The sequence below is a fragment of the Arsenicicoccus cauae genome, assembly GCF_043162025.1.
Classification (GTDB): Bacteria; Actinomycetota; Actinomycetes; order Actinomycetales; family Dermatophilaceae; genus Arsenicicoccus; species Arsenicicoccus cauae.
Window position 1 is genome coordinate 128,008 of sequence record NZ_CP171001.1, and the last position, 24,221, is coordinate 152,228.

Here is a 24,221-nt window from a genome sequence, read left to right on the forward strand (position 1 = left end):
GAGTGCGAGGGCCGGCCCACCCCCGCTGGATCGAGGAGCAGGAGCACGACCATGCCCGAGTTCGCCTACGAGGCCCTTCTGCCGCACGGCGCCGACGAGACCCCCTACCGCAAGCTGACCTCCGAGGGCGTCTCGCTGGTCGAGGGCCCGGACGGCCGGACCTTCCTCACCGTCGCGCCCGAGGCGCTCACGCTGCTCGCCGAGACCGCGATGCACGACATCGCGCACTACCTGCGGCCCGGCCACCTGGCCCAGCTGCGCCGGATCCTCGACGACCCCGAGGCCAGCAACAACGACAAGTTCGTCGCCCTCGACCTGCTCAAGAACGCCAACATCGCCGCGTCCGGCGTGCTGCCCATGTGCCAGGACACGGGCACCGCCATCGTCAAGGGCGAGCGCGGCCAGCACGTCCTCACCGACGGCGTCGACGAGGAGCCCCTGGCGCGCGGGGTCTACAACGCCTACACCCGCCTCAACCTGCGCTACTCCCAGAACGCCCCGGTCTCGATGTACGAGGAGCGCAACACCGGCACCAACCTGCCGGCGCAGATCGAGCTGTATGCCGACACCGAGCGCGGCCACGAGACGGAGTACTCCTTCCTGTTCATGGCCAAGGGCGGCGGCTCGGCCAACAAGTCCTATCTCTTCCAGGAGACCAAGGCGATCCTCAACCCGGACGCCATGATGCGCTTCCTCGACGACAAGATCCGCTCGCTCGGCACGGCGGCCTGCCCGCCCTACCACCTGGCGATCGTCATCGGGGGCACGAGCGCCGAGTTCGCCCTCAAGACGGCGAAGTACGCGAGCGCGAAGTACCTCGACACGATGCCCACCACCGGCAACGCCGCGACCGGTCGCGGCTTCCGCGACCTCGAGCTGGAGGAGCAGGTCCTCGAGTTGACGCGCCGGCAGGGCATCGGCGCGCAGTTCGGCGGCAAGTACTTCTGCCACGACGTCCGCGTCATCCGCCTCCCCCGCCACGGCGCCTCCCTGCCCGTCGCCATCGCCGTCTCCTGCTCCGCCGACCGCCAGTGCCGCGGCAAGATCACGTCCGAGGGCGTCTTCATCGAGCAGCTCGAGATGGAGCCCGGCCACTACCTGCCCGACACGACCGACGAGCACCTGGCCCAGGGCGCCGACGACGAGGGACGCGGCGGTGACGTCGTCGAGATCGACCTGTCACGCCCCATGGACGACATCCTCGCGGAGCTGACCAAGCACCCGGTCAGGACCCGCCTGTCCCTCACCGGGACGCTGGTCGTGGCCCGCGACATCGCGCACGCCAAGATCAAGGAGCGCCTCGACGCCGGGGAGGACATGCCGCAGTACCTCAAGGACCATCCCGTCTACTACGCCGGCCCGGCCAAGACGCCCGACGGCATGGCCTCGGGCTCCTTCGGACCCACGACGGCCGGCCGCATGGACTCCTACGTCGACCAGTTCCAGGGCGCGGGCGGGTCCATGGTGATGCTGGCCAAGGGCAACCGGTCCCGGGCCGTCACCGACGCCTGCCGGGCGCACGGCGGGTTCTACCTCGGCTCCATCGGCGGGCCGGCCGCCCGCCTCGCCCAGGACTGCATCAAGAAGGTCGAGGTGCTGGAGTACCCCGAGCTCGGGATGGAGGCCGTATGGCGGATCGAGGTCGAGGACTTCCCGGCGTTCATCGTGGTGGACGACAAGGGTGACGACTTCTTCGCCGAGTTCGCCAAGCCCACCGTCATGACCATCACGACCCGCGCGGACGTGGACGCATGAGCGGCCGCACGACGCTCACCCCGGCGCAGGCGTGGGAGCAGATGGTCCAGGGCAACGCGCGGTTCGTCTCGGGGCAGCCCGAGCACCCCAACCAGGACGTCCACCGCCGCGCCGAGCTCACGGCCGGACAGGGTCCGTTCGCCGTGCTGTTCGGCTGCTCCGACTCCCGCGTCGCGGCTGAGATGGTCTTCGACCGCGGGCTCGGCGACCTGTTCGTCGTGCGCACCGCCGGGCACGTGCTCGACCCGTCCGTCCTCGGCACCGTCGAGTTCGGCCCCGGCGTCCTCGGCACCCCGCTGATCGTCGTCATGGGCCACGACACCTGCGGCGCCATCAACGCCGGCATCCAGGCGACCGACACCGGCGAGTTCCCCGGCGGCTACATCCGGGACCTCGTCGAGAAGGTCATGCCCTCGGTGATCCAGGCCCGTTCCTCCCACGGCGCAGGCCCGGGCGCCACGCCCGAGCAGGTCAACGCCTGGCACGTCCGGCGCACCGTCAACATGCTCGCCGAGCGGTCGGCGCTGCTGCAGCAGCTCGTCGAGGACGGCACGCTCGCCATCGTCGGCATCAACTACCGCCTGGCCGACGGAGACGTCCGCTACATCGCCCACCTCGGCGACATCGGCGACGTCCGGCCGGGGGTGGACCGAGCCGCCGCCGACACGGGCGACAGCGCGGGCGTCGAGGCCGGCGGATGACCCACGTCACCGACCTCGCGTACTACCCCCTCAAGTCCGCCGGCGGCGTGCCGGTGCGCGAGGCCGTTGTCGAGCACTGGAGCATCCGCCACGACCGCCGCTGGATGCTGCTCGAGGACGACGGCCGGATGGTCAGCGCCCGCGAGGCCCCCACCCTGCTCCTGCTCCGCGCCGAGCATCGCGCCCACGACGGGGCGCTGCTGGTTCGGCATCCGGCCGGGGCGGTCCCGCCGCTCGAGGTGCCCGTCCCTGACCAGGGCGAGCACCGCGACGGCGTCGTCTGGGGCGCGGCCGTCCGCGGTCGCGAGGCGGCGCGTGAGGCCAGCGCATGGTTCGAGGACTACCTCGGCCGCACGGGCCTGCACCTCGTGTGGTGCGACGACCCGACCTACCGGCTGGTCGACCAGCAGTATGCCGAGCCCGGCGACACCGTCACCTTCTCCGACGGCTTCCCGCTGCTGCTGACCAGCACCCCGTCGCTGCGCCGTCTGCAGGAGTGGGTGGACGAGAGCACCGACCGCCGCGGCGAGGCACGGGTGCAGCTGACCATGGACCGGTTCCGCCCCAGCGTGGTCGTCGACGGCGGCGAACCGCTGGCCGAGCAGGGCTGGGAGCGGGTGCGGATCGGCGAGATGACCTTCCGCATGGCCAAGCACTGCGGGCGCTGCGTGATGACGACCTACGACACGACGTCGCTGGGCCGCACCAAGGAGCCGCTGCAGACCCTGGCCGAGCGCAACGCGATCGACGGGCGGCTGGTCTTCGGCGTCAACCTGGTCCCCGAGGGCACCGGCACCCTCCGCGTCGGCGACGAGGTCACCCCGATCCCCTGACCCCTCCCTCCTCCCCCCAGGATCGTGAGGGTTTTCGTGCACCATCCGCGGACCAAGCACTCAGGGCGTCGGGGGGGGTGGAGGTGCTCGGTGGGGTTAGCGCACCCCATGACCGGGGTAGGTGAGGCAGTCAGCGTCCCACCCACCTCCCCCAGGAGACCCGATGACCACCGGACCCACCGGCACCTCGCCCCAGCAGCCCGGCCCTTCCGGCTCCCCGCTCGACACCTTCTTGCACGGCGCCAAGGACGCGGTCGTCCAGGCTCGCGCCCAGGTCGCCCGCACCACCCAAGCCAACCGCGGCACCATCTCCGGCGCCCTGGACAAGCTCGTCAGGACGGTCGACGACAAGACCGGTCGCAAGTACCACGCCCAGGTCGAGTCCGCCAAGGGCTGGGTCGAGAAGGGGGTCGACGTCGTCGCCGGTGCCCCCGCCTCCCGCGCGACGGGCACGACCGGCGCCGCGGGCACGTCGAGTGCCACCCCGGCCCCAGGCGGCACCGCCGCGCCCGCCACGCCCACGCCGGCCCCCGAGAAGCCCAAGGAGGGCTGGCACCGCGGGGAGGACGGCCAGTGGACGCGGTCCTCCTGAGACCCAGCCGACGATGAGCTGCTCACACTGCGGCGCCGCGATCTCCGACGGCGCGACCTTCTGCCCGAGCTGCGGCGAGATGGTGCTGACCGCGCCTCCGGCCGCCACCCCGCCTCCCTCGACCCCGCCGCAGGGGGCAGGACCGGCCGCAGGCTCTCCGCCCTCCGGGGCTGGTGGCGCGCCTCGCCAACGTCCGCGCCCCCAGGTCGTGCCCGTGCCGCAGCGACCGACGAGGCAGCGGCCCCCGAGCCAGCCCCGCGGTCGCACCCGCCAGCAGGTCCCGCAGCGCGGGCCCTACCCCGGCCAGCAGCGGGGGCCGTATGCCGGCTATCCCGGTCAGCAGCCGCCCCGGCAGCAGCTGCCACCCCAGCAGTACCCGCCTCGGCGCGGCGGCGCCGGCTACCCCGGTGGCTATGGCGAGCGCCCCCAGGTCCGGCGCGGGCCGGGCTGCGGAGCGATGCTGCTGCGCCTGGTCCTGCTCGCCCTCGCGATCCCGGTGCTCCTGACCCTGGCCGGGGCGGTTCTCGGCTTCGGCCTCCTGTCCGGGGGTGGGGAGGACACCTCGACGCCGTCGGCCGGCCCGAGCTCGTCGGCCGACTCGAGCCCGTCGGCCGACTCGAGCCCGTCGGCCGACTCGAGCCCGTCGGCCGGCTCGAGCCCGTCCGAGAGCGCGCCGTCCGAAGCCACGGTCTCGAGCGCCCCCACCCCGGCCACGACCTACCCGCCGGCCCGGATCACCGGCCGCGAGTGCTCCCGCACGGGCGCCGGGGCGTATGCCGCGACCGCCGCGGGAAACGACCGCACGTCGTGCGCCTTCGCCGTCGCCGTGCAGCGCGCCTACGTGGCGGCGGGCGGCTCTGGCTCGACGACGACCGTCACGGCATACAGCCAGGCCCGAGGGTCCGACGTCCGCATGCTCTGCACCGACGACCAGCCGGTGCGGTGCGTGAGCAGCACCGGAGCCCTGGTCTTCCTCTACGGCGGCGAGGCCCTCGTCGGCTGATCCCGACCTCACCTGGCCGCCCCGCTACCACCCCACCCATCACCCACCACGGAGGATCCGATGACCCAGCCCCCGACCGACCCCACCCAGCCGCAGCAGCCGACGCCGACCCCGCCCGTGCCGACCGGGCCCACGGCGCCCGGCGTCCCCACCGCTCCCACCACCCCGGGCATGCCTGCCGCGCCGGTGGGCGCGCCTGCCGGCGAGCCGCTCGGCAGCCCGGCCCCCGACACCACCGCGCCTGGAGCCCCCGACCCGGGCCAGAGCCCCGTCGACCCGACCCAGCCGATCGCCTCGCCGGCTCCGGTCGAGCCCCCCACCCCGGTCGAGCCGCCCGCCCCCTCCCCGGCTCCCGCCGCGACCTCGGCTCCCGCCGCCCCGGTGGCTCCCCCGGCGCCGACCACCCCCGCGCAGCCTGCGCAGCCCGTCCCGAGCGCGATAGACACCCCCGCGCCGCAGGACGACAAGGCCAAGCTCCTGCCGTTCTACCTCGTCTGCGACGTCTCGCACTCCATGGTCGAGAGCGGCGCTCTCACCGAGGCCAACAACATCCTCCCGAGCCTGGTCCAGGCCCTGGAGAAGGACCCGATCATCTGCGACAAGGTGCGCTTCGGGGTCATGGACTTCAGCGACGACGCCCGCATGGTGCTGCCGCTGTGCGACCTGCTCGAGCAGACCACCCTGCCGCAGCTCGAGGGGCGGGGGCGGACGTCATACAAGGCCGCCTTTGACCTGCTCCGCACCCAGATCGAGCGAGACGTCAACCAGCTCAAGGCGGACGGCTTCGCCGTGCACCGCCCCGCCGTGTTCTTCCTCTCCGACGGCGCCCCGACGGACGCCGAGCCGGACTGGAAGGCCGCCTTCGCCGCGCTGACGGAGTACGACAAGGCGTCCGGCACCGGCAACCGCATGTACCCCAACATCATCCCGTTCGGCCTCCAGGGCGCCGACCCCCGCATCCTGCAGGAGGTTATCCACCCCAAGAACCCGCCCGAGCGCGCCATGCGTCTGTTCATGGCCGACCAGGACCAGACCGCGGCGTCTGCCGTCACCAAGATGGCCAAGCTCCTCGTGACCTCCGTCATCCAGTCCTCGACGGGGCTCGCTCAGGGCGGCAACGGGATCGCGCTGCCCAAGGCCGAGGACGGCGTCACGTCCTACGCTGCGGACGACGATGTCTTCCTCTGAGCCCACCGGCCCGGTCGGCGAGGACGCTCCGGCGGATCCCGTGAGCGCCCCGCCGCCCGCCACGTCCGAGTCGTGGGGCAGGCCCGTGGACCCTGCGCAGGCCGAGGCCGAGAGCCCCGTCGAGCCCGAGGCCGCGGCTGGGCCCGAGACCTCGGGTGGGTCGGCGGTGGCCGGCGCACCAGAGGTCGCGACGGAGCCCGCCGCGACGGAGCCCGTCCCGACCGAGCCCCACCCGATCGAGCCCGACCCGACCGAGCCCGACCCGACCGAGCCCGACCCGACCGAGCCCCACCCGACCGAGCCGAGGGCTCGCCCGGAGGCGGTGGCCACGGCTGCCCCTGAGCAGGCGACGGAGCCGATCCGGCGAACGGGCGCGTTCGAGGCGTACACCATCGGCGACCCGGGCCGAGCCTTCTCCCATGCGGTCTCGCTGACGGAGGTCAAGCACCGGGACGCGCACGACATCGTCATCGACGCCGCGACCGTCCCCGACCCTGAGGGCACCCCGCGGCTGATCCTGCGCGGTGCCAGCTCGCGGGGGCTCGCGCACCAGCAGTATGCCGACCCCCGCCAGGACGACCACTGCACGGTGCTGTCCCGGGACGGGGAGTGGCTCGTCTGCCTGGTGGCCGACGGGGTCTCCTCCGGGGAGTGGTCGCACCTCGCGGCCAAGATGGCGACCGAGGAGGGCGCGGCGCAGGTCATCAGGATGCTCGAGACGCACGAGCCGGCCGAGATCCCCTACCGCGAGATCTACGCCCGCCTGGCCGACCTGCTCGCCGACGTGTGCGCGACCCTGCCGGACTCGGAGCCCACGGTCGACCTCACCCAGCGGGACGTCGCGAAGCGGATGGCGACCACGCTGGTCATCGGCATCGTCGCGACCCGTCCCGGCCAAGACGGCACGCACGCCGTCACGGTCGTGCGCCTCGGTGACACGAGCGCCTGGATCGTCGACGACGAGCGCGGCTGGATCGCCCTCGGCGAGGTCAAGAACGCCGGCAACGTGATCGCCGAGTCCGCCACCGCCTGCCTCCCGCTCGTGCCGGAGGCCGATCCCGTGCCCGTGCAGACCACCCTCGGCGAGGGGGCCGCCCTCGTCCTGATGACCGACGGGATCGGTGACCCGCTCGGATCCGGCGGGGGCGAGGTCGGGCGCGAGCTCGCACGGCTGTGGGCACGACCGCCGCACCCGCTCGAGTTCGCGGCGCAGGTGGCCTTCGGGCGCAAGACCTTCGACGACGACCGCGGCGCGATCGGCGTCTGGCTGGTGGTGCCGGAGTGAGCCTGTCGACCGGCGAGCTCATCGAGCGGTCGCAGCTCGGGCAGCTGGAGTACATCGCCGAGGGCGGTCAGGGCCGGGTCTACCGGTGCCTGACGCTCCAGCTGCCCGACGTGCACCACCGTCTCGCGTACAAGGAGTTCAAGGCGGGCCAGCTTGCCAGCGGCGGGCTCGAGGCGATCGTCGGCGTGCGCTCGCGCCTGAGCGCCCCGGACCGGGACCTGCTGGACTCGCACGCGGCGTGGCCGATCCGGCTGGTGCGCGACCAGGGGCGCGTGGTGGGGCTGCTCATGCCCCTCATCCCGGACGCCTTCGTGCAGGTGGGGCGGTCCATCACCGGATCCGCGATGCGCAAGGAGCGCGAGATCCAGTTCCTCTTCCTCGCGGCCAACCGGTGCGCCAAGCTCGGCTTCCCGCTGGTCAACCTGCACCAGCGGCTGCACCTGTGCGAGCAGCTCGCCCGCGTCCTCGCCCTGCTGCACACCAACAACGTGGTCTTCGGCGACTTCAACGCCAAGAACGCGTTGTTCTCCGTGGGTCCGGGGCGTGCGGACGCCGGGATCATGCTCGTCGACTGCGACGCCGTGCGCGTGCGCGGCACCATGTCGGCCGTCCCCCAGCTCAACACCCCGGACTGGGAGCCACCGGCCGCCGAGCGCACCCAGCTGACGAGCTACACGGACGTCTACAAGTACGCGCTGTTCGTCCTGCGCTGCCTCTCGCCCGGCACCAACGCCTCGACGGCCCGCGACACCCGCCGGGTCACCGACATCCTGGACCCCGAGGGACAGCACCTGCTCGCCGCGTCCCTGTCCGAGACGCCCGGGCACCGCCCGTCCTGCGCGCAGTGGGCGGAGTACTTCGCGCGGCTGCGCTCGGCGCGGCTCGCGGGCCAGCCCGTCGCACCGGCGCCGGGCTCGACCGCGATCGGCACGGGCGCGGCGGGAGCCGGTGCAGCGGGAGCCGGTGCAGCGGGAGCCGGTGCAGCAGGGGCGACCCCGTCAGCCCCGGCCGCGACGACGGCCGCGCCGACGACGACCCAGGGCGCTCAGACACCCAGCACGGGTGGCTGGCATCGCGCGCCTGACGGCTCCTGGATCCGCTGACCCCCGGGGATCGTGAGGGGCTGGTCCAGCTCCCCTGGACCAGACCCTCACGATCCCGGGGGCAGGGCAGACCCGGCGCCAGCACCAGCCGGCCGTCAGAGGTCGAGGAGCAGCGTGACCGGCCGCTCGATGCAGTCGGCCACGTAGCGGACGAAGCCCCCCGCCGTCCCGCCGTCGCACACCCGGTGGTCGAAGGTCAGCCCGATCGTCCCGACCGTGCGCACCGCGAGCGCCCCGTCCACGACCCACGGCTTGTCGACCAGTCGCCCCACACCGACCATGGCCGCCTCGGGGTGGTTGATGATCGGGGTGGAGCCGTCGACGCCATACCCGCCGTAGTTGTTGAGCGTGAACGTCCCGCCGGTCATCTCGGCCGGGGTCAGGGTGCCGTCCATGGCCTTGGCCGTGAGCTCGCGCAGAGCCGTCGACAGGTCGGCGAGGCTCATCTCGCCGGCGCCGTGGACGACCGGCACGACGAGCCCGCGCGGTGACTGCGCCGCGAAGCCCAGGTTGATCGCCCCGCGCACCACGACCTCGTTGGCGGCCGTGTCCACGGTCGCGTTGAGCTCGGGGTAGCGCCTCAGCCCGGCGACCACGATGCGCCCCAGCAGCCCGAGCACCCCGATGCGCGCGTCGGGGCGCGCCTCGGCGAGCCGCCTGCGGGCGGCCAGGAAGTCCGTCGCGTCCACGTCGACCCACGTCGTCGCGTCGGGGATCTCGCGGCGCGAGGTGGTGAGCCTGCTCGCGATCGTGCCTCGTATGCCGGTCAGCGGGATCCGGCGATCCGGGGCGGGGGACCGCGGGGTGGGGCCAGGAGCAGAGACCGGCTGCGCCGCCACGAATCCCGCCGCCTCACCGTCACCCCGAGAGGCCACCGCAGCCATCACGTCGCACCGCCGGATGATCCCGCCCGGTGCGGTCGGGGTCACGGTCCGCAGGTCGATACCGTGCTCGGCGGCCAGCTGGCGCACCAACGGCGAGATCACGCGGACGGCGGCGCCCGGCTTGCTGGACACCTCGTCGCCCGCCGCAGGTGCGCCGGCGATGTCCGCCGGCACGCGCTCGTCGACCACGGGTGCGGCCGTGTCGCCCATCACGGGCCCGGCCGACGGCAGCGACGACCCCGCGGCCGGGGCGGTCGGTCCGCCCGTCCCCACCCGGCGACGCCGCCGACGCGAGCCCTCGCTCGTGCCGTAGCCGATGAGGACGGCACCGGACCCGGCCCGCTCCTCCTCGCGGTAGGTCTCCACGACGACCTCGGAGACCTCGCCCTCCCCGCCTTCTCCGGTGACCGCAGCCGGGCCGCCGTTCGGCATCCCGTCGGCGGGCACGTCGACGTCCACCGTGATGAACGGCGCACCCACGTCGACCACGTGCCCGGCCCCGCCGTGGAGGGTGACCACGCTGCCGGCATACGGGCAGGGCAGCTCGACCTGGGCCTTGGCCGTCTCGACGACCGCGATCGGCTGGTCCACGACGACGACGTCGCCGGGCCCGACGAGCCAGCTGACCACCTCGGCCTCGGTCAGGCCCTCCCCGAGGTCGGGCAGGTGAAAGACCTTGTGGCTCATCGCGCACCAGCCTTCGTCGAGGGTGCCGCGGCCAGGTGGCGCGGGTCGGGCTCGTCGTCCCACTGCAACCGAGCCAGGGCATCGAGGACCCGGTCCACCGAGGGGAGGTGCAGGTGCTCGAGCTTCGGTGCGGGATAAGGGATGTCGAAGCCCGTCACGCGCAGCACGGGCGCCGCGAGAGAGTGGAAGGCCCGCTCCTGGACTCGGGCCGCGATCTCGGCCCCGACCCCCGCGAAGCCCTGCGCCTCCTGCAGCACCAGGCAGCGGCCCGTGCGGCGGACCGACGCCACGACCGTCTCGTCGTCGAACGGCACGAGGGAGCGCACGTCCACCACCTCGACGTCCCAGCCCTCCTCGCGCGCGGCCTCGGCCGACTCCATCGCGACGGACAGGGTGGGGCCATAGGCCACGACGGTGGCGGCGCGCCGGAGGTCGGAGGCCGGGCGACGTACCGCGGCCCGGCCGAGCACCTGGTCGTGGGTCAGCGACCCGCTCCCCCAGCGCGCCGACAGGTCGTCCAGGTCGGCGTCGGCCTTGGACCAGTAGAGGCGCTTGGGCTCCATGAAGACCACCGGGTCGGGGTCGTCGATGGCCGCGCGCAGCAGCAGGTAGGCGTCCTCGACCGTCGCCGGCGTCACGACCTTGAGCCCCGGCGTCGCGGCGTAGTAGGCCTCGGAGGAGTCGCAGTGGTGCTCGACCCCGCCGATGCCCCCGGCGAAGGGGATGCGGATCGTCATCGGGACCGTCACGGACCCGCGCGTGCGGTTGCGCATCTTGGCGACGTGCGAGGTGATCTGCTCGAACGCCGGGTAGGCGAACGCGTCGAACTGCATCTCCGCGACGGGCCGGAAGCCGGCCATGCACAGCCCCACGCCGAAGCCGATGATCCCCGACTCCGCGAGGGGGGTGTCGAAGCAGCGGTCGTCGCCATACGTCGAGGCGAGGCCGTCGGTGATCCGGAAGACGCCCCCCGCCACCCCCACGTCCTCGCCGAAGACGAGCACGTCCGGGTCGGACGCGATGGCGTCGGCCAGGGCACGGTTGAGGGCCGAGGCAAAGGTCGTGGTGCTCACCGGGCGCCCTCCGCCTCGGCGTCCAGCGGCGTCTCTGCCTCGAGCTCCGCATGCAGCAGGCCTTGCTGCTCCCGGAGCTGCGGCGTCGGGCTGGCGTAGACGTGCCGGAACAAGTCGTCGGGATGAGTCTCGGGGTCGAGGTTCATGCGCTCGCGCAGGTGGGCGGCCAGCCGCTCCCCCTCCGCCTTGGCCTCCTCGACGAACGCGTCGTCGACGAGGTCGCGGGCGCGCAGGTATTTCTCGAGCCGGGCCACGGCGTCCTCGTGGGCGATCGCCTCGAGCTCCTCCTTGGAGCGGTAGCGCAGGTGGTCGTCGGCGTTGGTGTGCGCCTCGAGACGCGTGGTGTGCAGCTCCAGGAGCACCGGCCCCTTGCCCGCCCGGGCCCAGGCGACCGCCTTGTTCATGACGGCGAGGACGGCGACGGCGTCGTTGCCGTCGACCTGCTCGCAGACCACGCCGTAGCCGATCCCCTTGTAGGCCAGGGACGGTGCGGCGGTCTGCTTGCTGAGCGGCACAGAGATCGCCCAGCCGTTGTTCTGGATGACGAAGACGGCGGGCACCTTGAACACGGCGGCGAAGTTCAGCCCCTCGTGGAAGTCCCCCTCGCTGGTCGCCCCGTCGCCGATGAAGGCCATGACGACCGTGTCGCGCCCCCGGCGCTGCTCGCCGTGCGCCAGCCCGGCCGCGTGCAGCAGCTGCGTCGACAGCGGCGTGCACTGGGCGGCGACGCGGGTCTGCGAGACGTCATACCCGCAGTGCTGGTCACCGCGCAGGAGGGTGAGGACCTCGACCGGGTCGACCCCGCGGCTCACCAGCGCGACGCTGTCGCGGTAGGTGGGGAAGACCCAGTCCTGATCGCCGAGGGCGAGGACCGACCCGACCTGGCAGGCCTCCTGGCCGCGCGAGCTGGGATAGACGGCGAGGCGTCCCTGCTTGGTGAGCGCGGTCGCCTGGATGTCGAAGCGCCGCCCCACCACCATCCGCCGGTAGCACTCGACCAGCTGGTCCGGCTCCGGCTCGACGTAGTCGTCGGTCACCGGCTGCACCCGGTTGCCCGCCTCGTCCAGGAAGCGCACCGGCTCCGGCGCGGGGATCAGCCCGGCCTGGAAGGGCTCGTGCCGGTGCGGGTGGTCGGGGTGGTCGACGGCCTGTGCGGCTGCGCGGCCGGCGACGTGGTCGGGTGTCGTCATCGACAGCCTCCGATATGTCGTGAAGCGGGGTGACGCCATGGTGCGCCCCGGCCAGGCGATGGTTCAATGAGGCGGCGGAGAACCAGACGATCGGCTCTCGCAGAGCGAGGACGGAGGCCAGATGTCTGACCACGCGCGCCCCGGCGCCCCTCTCGACGAGGTGGATCGCTCGCTGCTCGGCGCGCTGGTCGCCGACGGGCGGCAGTCGCTGCGCACCATCGCCGAGCGGCTGCACGTGTCGCGGGCCACCGCCTACGCCCGGCTGGACCGCCTGGTCGAGCAGGGCGTGGTGGACGGCTTCACGGTGCGCGTCAACCCTGAGGCGGCGGGGCTGGGCACGTCGGCCTACGTGCTGGTGTCGGTCGAGCAGAACTCCTGGCGCGAGGTCCGGGACGCCCTGGTCCAGGTGCCGTACGTCGAGCACGTGGCGCTGGTCGCGGCGGAGTACGACGTGATCGTGCTCGTGCGGGCGCAGGACAACGCGGCGCTGCGGGCGGTGGTCTTCGACCGCATCCAGATCATCCCTGGTGTCACCAGCACGCGCACCCTGCTGATCTTTGCGGAGTCCCGCGGCGAGGTCCCGCCCTTCCTCTGACCTGGCGTTGCTCTGACCCGATCACCGGGGCCGGGCGTCAGATCGACAGGTTGTCCTTGACGACCTGGGCGAGACGCTCGGCGGCCTGCCGCGCGGCCTCCTCGGTCTGCGCCTCGACCATCACGCGCACCAGCGGCTCCGTGCCCGACTTGCGCAGCAGCACCCGGCCCGAGCCCTGGAGCTCGTTCTCGACCTCGGCGACGGCGATCTTGACGGCGTCGTTGCGGTCCACGGCGTCCTTGTCGACGCCCTTGACGTTGACGAGGGTCTGCGGGAGACGCGTCATGACCGAGGCCAGCTCGGCGAGGGAGCGCCCGGACCCCACGACGCGAGCGGCCAGCATCAGCGCGGTCAGCACACCGTCCCCGGTGGTGCCGTGGTCGAGCATGATGACGTGGCCCGACTGCTCGCCACCGAGCGACAGCCCGTTGGCGCGCATGTCCTCGAGGACGTAGCGGTCGCCCACCCCGGTCTGGCGGATGGTGACGCCCTGGCGCTCCATCGCCTGCAGCAGCCCCAGGTTGCTCATGACCGTCACCACGAGGGTGTCCTCGGCGAGGCGTCCCTGCTCCTTGAGGGCCAGGGCGAGGATCGACATGATCTGGTCCCCGTCGACGACCGTGCCCTGCGCGTCGACCGCCAGGCACCGGTCCGCGTCGCCGTCCCAGGCGACACCGAGGTCGGCGCCGCGGGCCACGACCGCCTCCGACAGGCGATCGAGGTGGGTGGAGCCGTAGCCGTCGTTGATGTTGAGGCCGTCGGGGGACGCCCCGATGACGTCGACCGTGGCACCCGCCCGCTCGAACACCTCGGGACCGACCTGGCTCGCTGCTCCGTGGGCCGCGTCGACGACCAGGTGCAGCCCGTCGAGGCGGGTCGGCACGGCGTCGAGCAGGTGCTCCATGTAGAAGTCGGCGCCCTGCGGGAAGGGACGGATGCGCCCCACCGCCGCGCCGGTCGGGCGGTCGCTCGACGCCTGCTGCTCGGCGTCCAGGCGCTCGAGGATCTCGTCCTCCTGGGCGTCGGACAGCTTGTGCCCGCCCTTGGCGAGGAACTTGATCCCGTTGTCGGGCATCGCGTTGTGCGAGGCGGAGAGCACGGCGCCGATGGAGGCGTTCATCCGGGCCGTGAGGTACGCGATGGCCGGGGTGGGCAGCACCCCGGCGTCGAGGACGTCGACGCCCGCCGACGCGAGACCCGCGCAGACGGCCGCGCCCAGGAACTCGCCCGACGCGCGGGGGTCACGGCCCACGACCGCCACGGACCGCTGGCCACCGAAGGCCCCCTTGTCGCCGAGCGTCCGCGCGGCCGCCACCGACAGGTGCAGGGCGAGGTCCGCGGTGATGTCCCGGTTGGCGAGGCCGCGGACACCGTCCGTGCCGAAGAGTCGAGCCACAGGAGGCCTTTCGTCGTCGGGCCGCGCGGCGGCGAGCCCGGGTCAGCTGAGCGTGGTCTGCTCTCGACCGTACTACGGCGGGCGTCGAGGAGGTCGGCGCCGGTCCGTGACGCCGGACGGCGGCCGCCCCGTGAGGGACGACCGCCGTCGGTGGCGCGAGGACCCGCGCGTCGGCGCGGCGTCAGATCAGCGCTTGGAGTACTGCGGGGCCTTGCGGGCCTTCTTGAGACCGGCCTTCTTGCGCTCGGGGACGCGGGCGTCGCGGGTGAGGAACCCGGCCTTCTTGAGGGTCGGACGGTTCAGCTGCTCGTCCACACCGTTGAGCGAGCGGGCCACGCCCAGGCGGACCGCGCCGGCCTGGCCGGAGGGGCCACCGCCGTGGACGCGGACGAGCACGTCGTAGGCGCCGTCGAGCTCGAGCACCTTGAGGGGCTCGTTGACGATCTGCTGGTGCACCTTGTTGGGGAAGTACTCCTCCAGGCCGCGACCGTTGATCTTCCACTCGCCGGTGCCGGGGACGATGCGCACGCGGGCGATGGCCTGCTTGCGGCGACCGGTGGCCGCGCCGGGGGCGGAGGCGGAGGGCTTGCGGGAGGGCTCGACCGGGGCCGAGGACTCGCTGGTGTACTCGGTGAGCTCGGGCTCGTCGGTGTCGAGGACGTTCTCGACGTCGATGCTGGTGTCAGCCACGTTGTTTCCTTAAATCTCTACGGCAGCGTCGCGCGGGGGCGGATTACTGCGCGACCTGGGTGATCTCGAAGGGGACAGGCTGCTGGGCCTGGTGCGGGTGCTTGTCGCCGGTGTAGACCTTGAGCTTGGTCAGCTGCTGGCGGGCCAGCGAGTTCTTCGGCAGCATGCCGCGGATGGCCTTCTCGACGGCCCGGGTCGGGTCCTTGTCGAGCAGCTCGGCGTAGCTCTGGCTCTTGAGGCCACCCGGGTAGCCGGAGTGCCGGTAGGCCATCTTCTTCTCGAGCTTGGCACCGGTGAGGGCGACCTTCTCGGCGTTGATGATGATGACGAAGTCGCCCATGTCCACGTGGGGGGCGAAGGTCGCCTTGTGCTTGCCACGCAGGAGGGTGGCGGCCTGGACGGCCAGACGGCCGAGCACGACGTCGGTCGCGTCGATCACGTGCCAGGTGCGAGTGACCTCGCCCGGCTTCGGGGTGTACGTACGCACGGTGGTTCTGCCTTACGTTCGGATGAGTGTGTATCGGCGGTATGCCGTGAGCTCCCGGCGACCTGCGCTGGGGTGGCACGCCCGCGGAGGGCACACGGCACAACAGTCCTCAAGTCTACCGGCCGAGCCGCGCCACCCCAAACGGCGGGTGGGGCACCGCCGTACGGCCTCTGACCTGCGGCAATGGGTCTCCCGACGCATTTTGCAAAACAAGTGTGCAAACGTGCTGTGCAAAGCTATTGTGCACGTATGACGATCCCCCCGCCCCCTCCCCCGCTGTCATCGGTGCGGCTCACCGCCACCGCCGTCAAGGTCCTCGCGCACCCCCTGCGATCCCGCCTCGTGGGGGCACTGCGACGCGAGGGGCCTTCCACCGCAACCGCGCTCGCGAAGGTGATGGGCACCAACAGCGGCGCGACGTCATACCACCTGCGCAAGCTCGCGGAGGTCGGGCTGGTGGTTGAGGTGGGTGACCGTCAGGGCCGGCGACGGCTGTGGGCCGCGTCCGCCGACCTCACCCAGTTCAGCCCCAGCGAGTTCCACGACGACGAGGACGCCGACACGGCCCTCGGCTGGCTGGAGCGGGACTGGCTGCAGCACTTCCACGACAAGTTCGGCGCCTGGCTGGACGCCCGTCACCGCTGGCCCTCCTCCTGGCAGGACGCCGCCTCGATGAACGACACCATGCTCGTCGTCACCGACGCCCAGCTCGCCGAGCTACGGGACCGGGTCTCCGAGCTGGCCGACTCTTATCGGACCGCGGGCCAGGGCAACCCGGAGGCCAAGCGTGTCTCCTTCTACCACGTCGCCTACCCCATCGACCTCGACAAGGCCCCACGGCGTCGCTGACCCCCACCCCCGCCCACTGGTCACCTCCCGACACCCCCACCCCCGCCCACAACTGACCAGTCGTCGAAAGAGACTCCCGTGCGTCCGCTCGCCCCCCGCACCGTCTTCCTCACCTTGACCGGCACCCGGTGGGCCCCGGTCGGGCTGGTGGTCGGCGTGTTGACGCTGTGGGCGCGCGAGCGTGGGCTCAGCGTCGCCGAGACGCTCACCTACGTGTCCTTCCAGGGCCTGGCCGTGCTGCTCCTCGAGGTGGCCGGTGACCTCGCCGCCCAGGGGACGATCCTCGGGGTCACCATCGCCGCCGGCTCCCTGCTGTGCGGCGGGCTGGTCGCCTGGCACCCGTGGCGGGGGCACAGCGCGCTGCTGCTTCCCCTCGTCCTCTACGCCCTGCTCTGCGTCGTTCACCTGGTGGCGACGTCCGCCCTGTTGCGGGAGACGCGGGCCCAGGATGCCCCACCCCGTGGTACGGGGTCCGGCGGGCTCGCCGCGCTCGTCGCCTCCGCACGCGCGACGCCCAGGGTGATCGGCGACAGCGTCCGGCTCGTGGTCGGCAACCGCGTCCTGTCCTCCCTCGCCGGGCGGCTCCACCAGCGCATCGGGGTGCCTCGCACGGCCATCGTTGCCCGCGTGCTCAACGGGCTGGGGGCGCTCGCGATGGGGCTGGCCGCGGGCCCGGTCGCGCTGGTCGCCGCCTACCTGTTCACGTACGCCCTGCACGGCACCGCGGGCGTCGCCCACAACGCCCTCCTGCACCGCGAGGCCACCTCGGGCAACCGGGCGACGGTGCTGTCGCTCAACTCGCTGGTCTTCTTCGCGGCGGCAGCGGCCTGGTCCCCCGTGCTGGGGCTGCTGGCCGGCCGCACGAGCACGGCGACGGCCATGGCCCTGGGCGGACTCGTCTCCGTGCTGGGTCTGCTCGGCTACCTGCCTGCTGCACGGGCGGATCGTCGCCGGAGTGCGGCACGGGTCCGCGACCAGTGCTGACGCCGACCGGTCCGGCGTCAGGGCACGCCGGCACCCCGCGCCGACGTGAGCAGGGCGTACCACTGCTCACGGCTCATCGACGCGGCCACCCGCCGCGCGCCGGCGCAGGCCACGATGCGGTCAGGATCCGTGCTGCCCACCACTGGGGCGATCCGTGCGGGGTGCTTCATCAGCCACCCGAGGACGACCTCCTCCCGCGTGGCGCCCAGCTCCTCGGCGAGCCTCGCGACGAGACGGGCCGTCCGACGATCGGCCCCCTCGGCGTCGTCCGGGAGCCGGCCCGAGTAGCGCCCCTGAGCGAGGCTGCCCCAGGCCTGCACCTGGACGCCCTGCTCCCGGCAGTGCTCGAGGGTCCCCTCGGGGAAGGGCGCCGAGGTCGACGCGGCCGTGTTGACGCAGATGCCCTCCTCGACGAATCCCCGATGATGCAGCGACAGCTCGAGCTGGTTGACGGCGAGCGGGAGGTCGAGGTGCCGCTGCAGGGACCGCATCTGGGCGGCCGAGAAGTTGGACACGCCGACGGCGCCCACCAGGCCCTCGCCGACCAGCTCCTGCAGGGCGTCCGCCGCGTCCTGCGGCTCCATCAGCGGGTCCGGCCGGTGCAGGAGCAGGGTGTCGACGTGGTCGACGCCCAGCCGCTCGAGACACGCTCGGGCCCGTGTGCGGATGGCCTCGCCGGACAGGTCGTAGTGGCCCACGACGTCGTCGGTCGGCAGGGTGATCCCGACCTTGGTCTGGATGCGGATCCGGTCCCGCAGCCCGGGATGGCGCTGCAGCACCAGGCCGAACGCCCGTTCCGCCTTGCCCCGCCGGTAGATGTCGGCGTGGTCGAAGGTCGTCATCCCGGCGTCCAGCGCGGCCAGGACGGCGCGTTCGGCCGCATCGACCGCGTCGACCGTGACCTCCTCGCCGTCCCAGTCGCCGCCCAGCCCCATGCATCCGTAGACCAGCTCGCTCATCCGCCCAGTCTCGCGGACGCGGCGGTCCCCCACACGGCGTGCCGGGCCGCGGGACGGATCACGAGCGGAGCCCCCGGCCGGCGACCGGTCGGGGGCTCCGCCGTCGGCGATGAGCGTGCCTCAGCGCGCCGGCTGGACGAACACGGCCACGGTGCGGGCGGGGACGGTGGCCACCCCGGCCGCGGCGTCCCAGCGAGACCCACGGACGACCGCGTCCGCGCCCCGCTGCTGGACGGGAGACAGCGTCAAGGGCGTGCCCTTGAGCGCCGGCACCGACTGGGTGACCGCCTCGGGCGTGGCGTTGAAGACGACGACCACGCCGTCCAGCGCGGGGTCGACGGGGGTGCCGCGGGTGTCGTCGATCCGCATCACGACCACGCCCTGGTGCGCGTCGCCCGTGCCGCTGACCGGGTAGCTCAGCTTGGCCTTGATCTGGTCGGCCGTGCCGAGGCGGAACAGCGGCGTGGAGAAGCGCAGCCGCAGCAGGTCCTGGGCCTGGGCCGTCGCGGTCCCCACGTCGGCGGGCGACGGCTTGAGCGAGGCGTCGGCGAGCAGGGGCCGCATGAACTCCCACTTCGCCTTGTTGGGACCGGCCGGCGGCAGCCCGTGGCCGAAGCCGTTGTCGGCGCCCGTCCAGGACAGGGTGTTGAACCAGTCACCGCTGTTGTAGCTGTCCCGGTCGAAGCTCTTGCTCCGGAGCAGGTCGGCCCCCGCGTGCCAGAAGCTCGGCGACTGCCCGAGCGCCGTGGTCGACAGCGAGAGGGTGTTCATCCGCACCCGGTCGGCCATGGAGGTCGCCCGGGGCAGCTTCATCGTGAGCGCGTCCCACAGCGTCTCGTTGTCGTGGGCGTCGACGTAGCTGATCGCCTCGTCCGGCTGGTCGGCGTAGCCGGCCTTGGCGCCGTTGTAGTCCACCTGCTCGCCGGTGACGACCGCCCCCCGCGTGCTCCGGAAGCGGAAGGACCTCAGCTGGCCCGCCAGGCCGAGCTGCAGCAGGTCGGTGTCTCCCGCGAGGTCGGCGGCGCCTCCCGCGACGGGGCTGCCGTTGGGGTCGGTCACCACCCCCGAGCCGAAGCCCTGGGCGCGAGGGTCGTCGTCGAACGGCCCACCGCCTCGCACCGCGTCGCGGAGCCGGTCGTTGAACGACCCGATACCGGTCCCTCCGAGCTGCCCCTGCGTGGCCTGGCGGAAGAGCGCGTTGTCGGCGACCTCGCCGAAGTTCCAGCCCTCGCCGTAGACGTAGACGGTCCGGCCGTCGACCCCGTCGCGCGCCGGGGTCAGGGCGTCGAGCGCGGCCCGGACCTTGACCATGGACTCGCGGCTGTGGTGCCCCATCAGGTCGAAGCGGAAGCCGTCCACCTTGTAGTGGCGCGCCCACAGCACCACGGCGTCGACCATGGCCTTCTCCGCCATGGCGTGCTCCGTGGCGATGTTCTGGCAGCAGGTGGAGGTGTAGACCGCGCCCTTGGCGTCCAGCCGGTGGTAGTAGCCGGGGACGACCCGGTCCAGCACGGACGTGGCGTCCTGGCCCGAGGCCGGGGTGTGGTTGAACACCTGGTCGAGGACCACGCGCAGCCCGGAGCGGTGCAGACCACCGACCATCGTGCGGAACTCCGCCACGCGCGCGCCGCCGTCAGCGCCGGCGTCGGTGGAGGCGTAGGAACCCTCGGGGGCCATCCAGTGCAAGGGGTCGTAGCCCCAGTTGTAGCCGTCCTTGTCGGCGACCTTGGCGAGGCAGGCCTGCTGGCCCTCGCTCGCCGGCCCCATGGACGAGAGGTCGCAGCCCGGCGTCTGCTGGTCTGCGCGCCGCTCGGGGATCGAGGCGATGTCGAAGGTCGGCAGCAGGTGCACGGTGTTGAGCCCCGCGCGGGCCAGGGACCTCAGGTGCTTGGTGCCGTTGCCCTCGTCGGCGAACGCGAGGTAGGAGCCCCGGTGGGCCGCCGGCACGCTCTCGTCGCCGATCGAGAAGTCCCGCACGTGCAGCTCGTAGATCGTGGAGTCCACGGACTGCCGCAGGGCCGGTGCCTTCGCCTCGCGCCAGAGCCGGGGCGCCAGGGCGGGGTCGGCGAGGTCGACCGCCACGGAGCGACCGGAGCCAGGCGTGAGCGCGACGGAGTACGGGTCGGTGACCACGTTGGTCTCGACCTTGCGGGTGCGTGGTGCGTAGACGACGACCTCGTAGGCGTAGCGCGAGTCCTTGAACCCGGGCCGCGTGACCGTCCAGGCACCGTCCTGACCGCGGTCCATCCGGGTGCGCGTCGCGCTCGAGACCGGGGCGTCGGCTGCCGCCCCGGCGGGCCACGACAGGAGGGTCACCTGCTGAGCCGTGGGCGCCCACACCGCGAGCGAGGCCGTGCTCCCGCGGAAGGTCACGCCGTAGGAGCGGGCCGCCGCACGGCCGGCATACAGCGCGTCGAGCACCAGGGCGGTCTGCACCCCGGTGGCGTCCTGGATGCGACCGAGGTGGTCGTACATCCCCACGGCCACCTGCCCGCGGAGGATCTCCGGAGCCTGACGGGCCGCCGCGCGGTCCAGCCGCAGGGCGTGGTAGCCCTTGAGCTCGGGGTGCGAGGCCAGCACAGCGGCCGGTAGGCCCGCAGGGTCCCGCGTCAGCGCTGCCTGACCGCCGTCGGGTGAGGTGATCGCCTCGGCGTCCATGGCCAGCCGTGCGGTCGGCGACCAGTGCAGCCGCCACCGCAGGAGGGCCGGGTCGGTCCCCTGCGGCACCCCGGAGGCAGGCCAGGCCACGAGGTCCGGCGCGACCCAGACGGCGCGCTGCGTGCCGAGGTCGGGGGCCGACCCGGCCCGGGACGTCTTCACTGTCGTCATGTGGGTGCCGATCGTGTAGGAGATGGTGACGACCGTGCCGTCCGAGGGCACGGTGAAGGACATGTTGGCCCCGCCCGCGGCGCCGCCCGCACCGTAGCTCTCGGTCCACGACAGGCCGTGCGTCACCTTGAACTCGTAGCTCCCGGCGGGGATCTGGTCGCTCGACCAGGTGTAGGTGCCGTCCCCGTCCGGGTCCTGCAGCCACGGCCGCATGCAGTCGGGTGCCCAGTCACCGCCGCAGCCGAGCTTGGCCTGGTAGGAGCCCGGGGCCGTGATGATCGGGCCCTGCGCGTCGCTGGTGGCGTAGTGCGTGGCGTGGTCGTAGTAGAAGGTGACGTTGCCGCCTGGTGCGGTGTAGTCGATGTTGGACCCGCCCCGGACGCCGCCGGCGCCGTAGTTCTCGTCCCACGCGCGGTTGATCGCCGCCTTGTAGGAGTGCTGGCCCGCCGGGATCGTGGTGAACGTGCGCTTCCAGACCTGGTCCTTGGCGTCCAGCGCGAGCTGCGCCTGGTCGCAGGACGGGGCCCAGTCCTCGGCGCACCCCATCTCGGTGTTGTGCGTGCCCGGGACGGACACCGCCGCGGGCTGGGTCACCGGGCCGACCCCTCCACCACCCGGCAGGGGGTCGCTGCCGGGATCCCCGACGATGCCGTATGACGAGGACGCCGACACGTTGCCGGAGCTGTCCTTGGCCACGGCGCGGTACTCGAGCAGCGTGCCCTTGGCCATCCCCGTCACGTCGTGAAAGACCCGGTAGGGAGCATTGTCGTCGGTGCCGATCGTGGTCCACCCGGACGTCCCCACGGGACGGTAGGCGAAGGTGACCTGGGCGAAGGTGTTCTCGGGGATGGCCGCCGCGATCTCCGCCCGACCGCCGACGGCGGCGCCGGCGCCAGGAGAGGTGAGGTAGACCGCCGGCGCCGCCGGGCGGTGCGTCATGGAGCCGGTCGAGGACCAGACGCTCACCGACAGCGGCGGCACGGTCGCGGTGACCCGGCCGTCCTTGTCGGACTTGAGGATCGACGTCGTGCCGTGCACGGGCAGGAAGGGCCGCTGCCGGACGTAGGTCGAGAAGGAGGCGGACGCGGCCTTGGTGCTGTTGTTGACGGCGACGACGTACTCGCGACCGGTGGCCCGGTCGATGCGCGAGAAGGCGTAGATGCCGGCCGCGTCCGAGGCGTAGCGGTGGATCTGGGCACCGTCCGCGAGCGCCGGGTTGGCCTGCCGCAGCGCAGACAGCTCGGAGATCGTCCGATAGAGCGGTGCGGACCTGTCGTAGCGGTCCCGCGACCCGGGGGCTCCGCCGATGACGGGCTCCTCGGCATACTGCTGGACCTTGGTGGCGAACATGTCCTGGCGCGAGTCCTTGTCGCCCCCGGCCCCTGCGAAGCCCTGCTCGTCGCCGTAGTAGGTGACGGGCTGTCCCCGGGTGAGGTACATGATCGCGTTGGCCAGCCGCGTGCGCTGCAGCAGCTCGTCGCCGGTGTAGCCCGCCTTGGCGAGCATCATGCCGACGCGTCCCATGTCGTGGTTGCCGAGGAAGGTCGGCAGCTGGTAGGCGTTCGAGTCGGCGTCGGTGTAGTAGTCGTCGCCGGCGAACAGGTCGCGCAGGCCGGTCGTGGCCTTGCCCTGGGCGGCGGCCACGGCTGCGCCCTGGAAGCCGAAGTCCAGCGTGGCGGGGAGCTTGCCGGCCGTGGTGTAGGTGGACATCACCTTGGGGTCGCCGTCGTAGACCTCGCCGAACATGAAGAAGTCCTTGCGGCCGATCGACCGCGCGTGGTCCAGGACCCGCGGAGAGAACCGCTGCCAGAACTCGAGATTGACGTGCTTGACCGTGTCGATCCGGAAGCCGTCGATGCCGAGGTCGACCCACGCGGCATAGACGTCGCCCATCCCGTCGACCACCTCGGGACGCTCGGTGAACAGGTCGTCCAGACCCACGAAGTCGCCGTAGGTCGTCGACTCGCCCGCCCACGTCGAGTCTCCGCGGTTGTGGTACATCGTCGGGTCGTTGAGCCAGGAGGGCACCCGCACCGTCTTGTCGGTCTCGGTGCGGTAGGTGGGGGTGTAGGGGAAGGACGTCTGCGCCGACAGGGGCGGGAACTGCTTGTTGACGTAGTCCCGGTCGTCGAACGCCTGACCCGTGGCCGTCTTGTAGGGGACCGCCGACTTCGGCACGTAGGAGTACTGCTTCTGGGCGTAGTCGAGCACGTCGGCCGTGTGGTTGGTGATGATGTCGAAGTAGACCTTCATCCCCTTGGCGTGCGCTGCGGCGACGAGGGCCTTCATCTCGGCGTTGCTGCCCAGGTGCGGGTCGATCTGGGTGAAGTCGGTGACCCAGTAGCCGTGGTAGCCCGCGCTCGCGTCGGCCCCGGTGCCCTGGACCGGACGGTTCTTGAACGACGGAGTCAACCAGATCGCCGTGGTGCCGAGCCCCTTGATGTAGTCCAGCCGCTGCTGCAGCCCCGCCAGGTCACCCCCGTGGTAGAAGCCCTTGTCGGACGGGTCCAGCCCCGTCTCGAGCCGACCTCCGGCAAGACCCCCGCGGTCGTTGGACCGGTCGCCGTTGGCGAACCGGTCCGCCATCACGAAGTAGAAGCGCTCCCGTGTCGTCGGCGGACGGAGGCTGTCCCCGGCCAGAGCCTTGTCAGCCGCGGTCGCGCCGCCGGACAGCCCGAGCGGGGTGATACCGGTGCGGTGCGTGCTGTCGTCGTACGTCACCTGCAGCCGTGCCGGGCCTCGGAGCACGAGCGGAGCGTTGGCTCCGCCCTTGGTGCCGTCGAGCGCGTAGGACTCCTCCCACGTGCCGTTGATCGCGGTCTTGACCTCGTAGGACCCGGCCGGGACGTCGAAGGTGCGCTGATAGGTCGTCGTGCCCGTCTCGGGCACGAGACGCGTCTGCTCGCAGGCGGGTTGCCAGTCGTCGGAGCAGCCGAGCTCGGACTGCAGCGAGCCGACGAGGGTCACGGTGCGGGGCTCGACCGCCGTGGCGAGAGGCGCCTGCGGCAGGCCGATCGCGGCGAGGGCCAGGGCGGCGAGGGTGGCCAGTGCCGGACGGGCAGCGCGGCGAATCATGAGCGGCACGATGTCTCCTGAGACTCATGCCCGCAGTGGGGTCCGCGGGCACCTGACGGGCCA

At 72.5% G+C, this 24,221-nt stretch carries 19 protein-coding genes and 1 pseudogene; 12 read left to right on the plus strand and 8 right to left on the minus strand.

Translation table 11 applies throughout. The annotated features are described in order from the left end of the window. Window positions 1-51 precede the first annotated feature (51 nt). From ACF3NS_RS00565 to ACF3NS_RS00605, 9 genes and pseudogenes are all read left to right on the plus strand, one after another. Window positions 52-1,755 carry a fumarate hydratase gene (locus ACF3NS_RS00565; RefSeq protein WP_392467265.1) on the plus strand — a complete coding sequence of 568 codons (1,704 nt, stop codon included), beginning with the start codon at window positions 52-54 and terminating at the stop codon, window positions 1,753-1,755. Beyond that, window positions 1,752-2,456, plus strand: coding sequence for a carbonic anhydrase (locus ACF3NS_RS00570; RefSeq protein WP_392467267.1), 705 nt, complete (start codon window positions 1,752-1,754; stop codon window positions 2,454-2,456). The genes ACF3NS_RS00565 and ACF3NS_RS00570 overlap by 4 nt, the downstream gene beginning before the upstream one ends. Then, window positions 2,453-3,289, plus strand: a complete 837-nt coding sequence (locus tag ACF3NS_RS00575; RefSeq protein WP_392467269.1) for an MOSC domain-containing protein — start codon at window positions 2,453-2,455, stop codon at window positions 3,287-3,289. The genes ACF3NS_RS00570 and ACF3NS_RS00575 overlap by 4 nt, the downstream gene beginning before the upstream one ends. A 163-nt stretch (window positions 3,290-3,452) precedes the next feature. Next, entirely contained in the window at window positions 3,453-3,881 is a 429-nt protein-coding gene (locus ACF3NS_RS00580; protein WP_392467270.1) for a hypothetical protein, read from the plus strand. A gap of 13 nt (window positions 3,882-3,894) precedes the next feature. After that, a pseudogene (locus tag ACF3NS_RS00585) lies at window positions 3,895-3,957 on the plus strand (zinc-ribbon domain-containing protein); the annotation flags it as partial. 138 nt (window positions 3,958-4,095) lie between these two features. Then, window positions 4,096-4,884, plus strand: a complete 789-nt coding sequence (locus ACF3NS_RS00590; protein ID WP_392469143.1) for a hypothetical protein — start codon at window positions 4,096-4,098, stop codon at window positions 4,882-4,884. Window positions 4,885-4,944: 60 nt separating this feature from the next. Further along, window positions 4,945-6,072, plus strand: a complete 1,128-nt coding sequence (locus ACF3NS_RS00595) for a VWA domain-containing protein (protein WP_392467271.1) — start codon at window positions 4,945-4,947, stop codon at window positions 6,070-6,072. Continuing rightward, window positions 6,059-7,357: a protein phosphatase 2C domain-containing protein gene (locus ACF3NS_RS00600; protein WP_392467272.1), complete on the plus strand. Its 1,299-nt coding sequence runs from the start codon at window positions 6,059-6,061 to the stop codon at window positions 7,355-7,357. The genes ACF3NS_RS00595 and ACF3NS_RS00600 overlap by 14 nt, the downstream gene beginning before the upstream one ends. Then, on the plus strand, window positions 7,354-8,460 hold the full coding sequence (locus ACF3NS_RS00605; protein WP_392467273.1) for a hypothetical protein: 1,107 nt from the start codon (window positions 7,354-7,356) through the stop codon (window positions 8,458-8,460). The genes ACF3NS_RS00600 and ACF3NS_RS00605 overlap by 4 nt, the downstream gene beginning before the upstream one ends. A 95-nt stretch (window positions 8,461-8,555) precedes the next feature. Here ACF3NS_RS00605 and ACF3NS_RS00610 read toward each other — a convergent pair whose 3' ends face one another. From ACF3NS_RS00610 to ACF3NS_RS00620, 3 genes are read right to left on the minus strand one after another with little or no spacing between them, the layout of a single operon-like run. Next, on the minus strand, window positions 8,556-10,031 hold the full coding sequence (locus ACF3NS_RS00610) for a dihydrolipoamide acetyltransferase family protein (protein ID WP_392467275.1): 1,476 nt from the start codon (window positions 10,029-10,031) through the stop codon (window positions 8,556-8,558). Then, on the minus strand, window positions 10,028-11,104 hold the full coding sequence (locus ACF3NS_RS00615; RefSeq protein ID WP_392467277.1) for an alpha-ketoacid dehydrogenase subunit beta: 1,077 nt from the start codon (window positions 11,102-11,104) through the stop codon (window positions 10,028-10,030). The genes ACF3NS_RS00610 and ACF3NS_RS00615 overlap by 4 nt, the downstream gene beginning before the upstream one ends. After that, a complete protein-coding gene (locus ACF3NS_RS00620) occupies window positions 11,101-12,294 on the minus strand; it encodes a thiamine pyrophosphate-dependent dehydrogenase E1 component subunit alpha (protein ID WP_392467279.1) in 1,194 nt (397 codons plus the stop codon). The genes ACF3NS_RS00615 and ACF3NS_RS00620 overlap by 4 nt, the downstream gene beginning before the upstream one ends. A 121-nt stretch (window positions 12,295-12,415) precedes the next feature. Between ACF3NS_RS00620 and ACF3NS_RS00625 the strand changes: the two genes are divergently transcribed. Further along, window positions 12,416-12,889 (plus strand): Lrp/AsnC family transcriptional regulator, encoded by a 474-nt coding sequence (locus ACF3NS_RS00625; protein WP_288797607.1) that lies wholly within the window; start codon window positions 12,416-12,418, stop codon window positions 12,887-12,889. A gap of 37 nt (window positions 12,890-12,926) precedes the next feature. On the opposite strand, the gene glmM is transcribed toward ACF3NS_RS00625, so the two are convergent. The 3 genes from glmM to rplM form a co-directional block, all read right to left on the minus strand. Further along, entirely contained in the window at window positions 12,927-14,285 is a 1,359-nt protein-coding gene (gene glmM / locus ACF3NS_RS00630; RefSeq protein WP_392467281.1) for a phosphoglucosamine mutase, read from the minus strand. A gap of 186 nt (window positions 14,286-14,471) precedes the next feature. Further along, window positions 14,472-14,975: a 30S ribosomal protein S9 gene (gene rpsI, locus ACF3NS_RS00635; protein WP_392467283.1), complete on the minus strand. Its 504-nt coding sequence runs from the start codon at window positions 14,973-14,975 to the stop codon at window positions 14,472-14,474. 43 nt (window positions 14,976-15,018) lie between these two features. Beyond that, window positions 15,019-15,462, minus strand: a complete 444-nt coding sequence (gene rplM, locus ACF3NS_RS00640; RefSeq protein WP_288797604.1) for a 50S ribosomal protein L13 — start codon at window positions 15,460-15,462, stop codon at window positions 15,019-15,021. A gap of 249 nt (window positions 15,463-15,711) precedes the next feature. On the opposite strand from rplM, the gene ACF3NS_RS00645 reads away from it, so the two are divergent. After that, window positions 15,712-16,311: a winged helix-turn-helix domain-containing protein gene (locus ACF3NS_RS00645; protein ID WP_392467285.1), complete on the plus strand. Its 600-nt coding sequence runs from the start codon at window positions 15,712-15,714 to the stop codon at window positions 16,309-16,311. 78 nt (window positions 16,312-16,389) lie between these two features. Beyond that, the gene (locus ACF3NS_RS00650) at window positions 16,390-17,295 is read left to right on the plus strand and encodes a hypothetical protein (protein ID WP_392467287.1); all 906 of its coding nucleotides are present in this window, start codon (window positions 16,390-16,392) and stop codon (window positions 17,293-17,295) included. Between the two features lie 17 nt (window positions 17,296-17,312). Here the strand turns inward: ACF3NS_RS00650 and ACF3NS_RS00655 are convergent, their stop codons facing one another. Together ACF3NS_RS00655 and pulA are read right to left on the minus strand one after the other, a co-directional pair. Then, complete coding sequence (locus ACF3NS_RS00655; protein ID WP_392467289.1) at window positions 17,313-18,254, minus strand: aldo/keto reductase family oxidoreductase; 942 nt, start codon at window positions 18,252-18,254, stop codon at window positions 17,313-17,315. A gap of 120 nt (window positions 18,255-18,374) precedes the next feature. Then, window positions 18,375-24,158 (minus strand): pullulanase-type alpha-1,6-glucosidase, encoded by a 5,784-nt coding sequence (gene pulA / locus ACF3NS_RS00660; protein WP_392467291.1) that lies wholly within the window; start codon window positions 24,156-24,158, stop codon window positions 18,375-18,377. Between the last annotated feature and the right edge of the window lie 63 nt (window positions 24,159-24,221).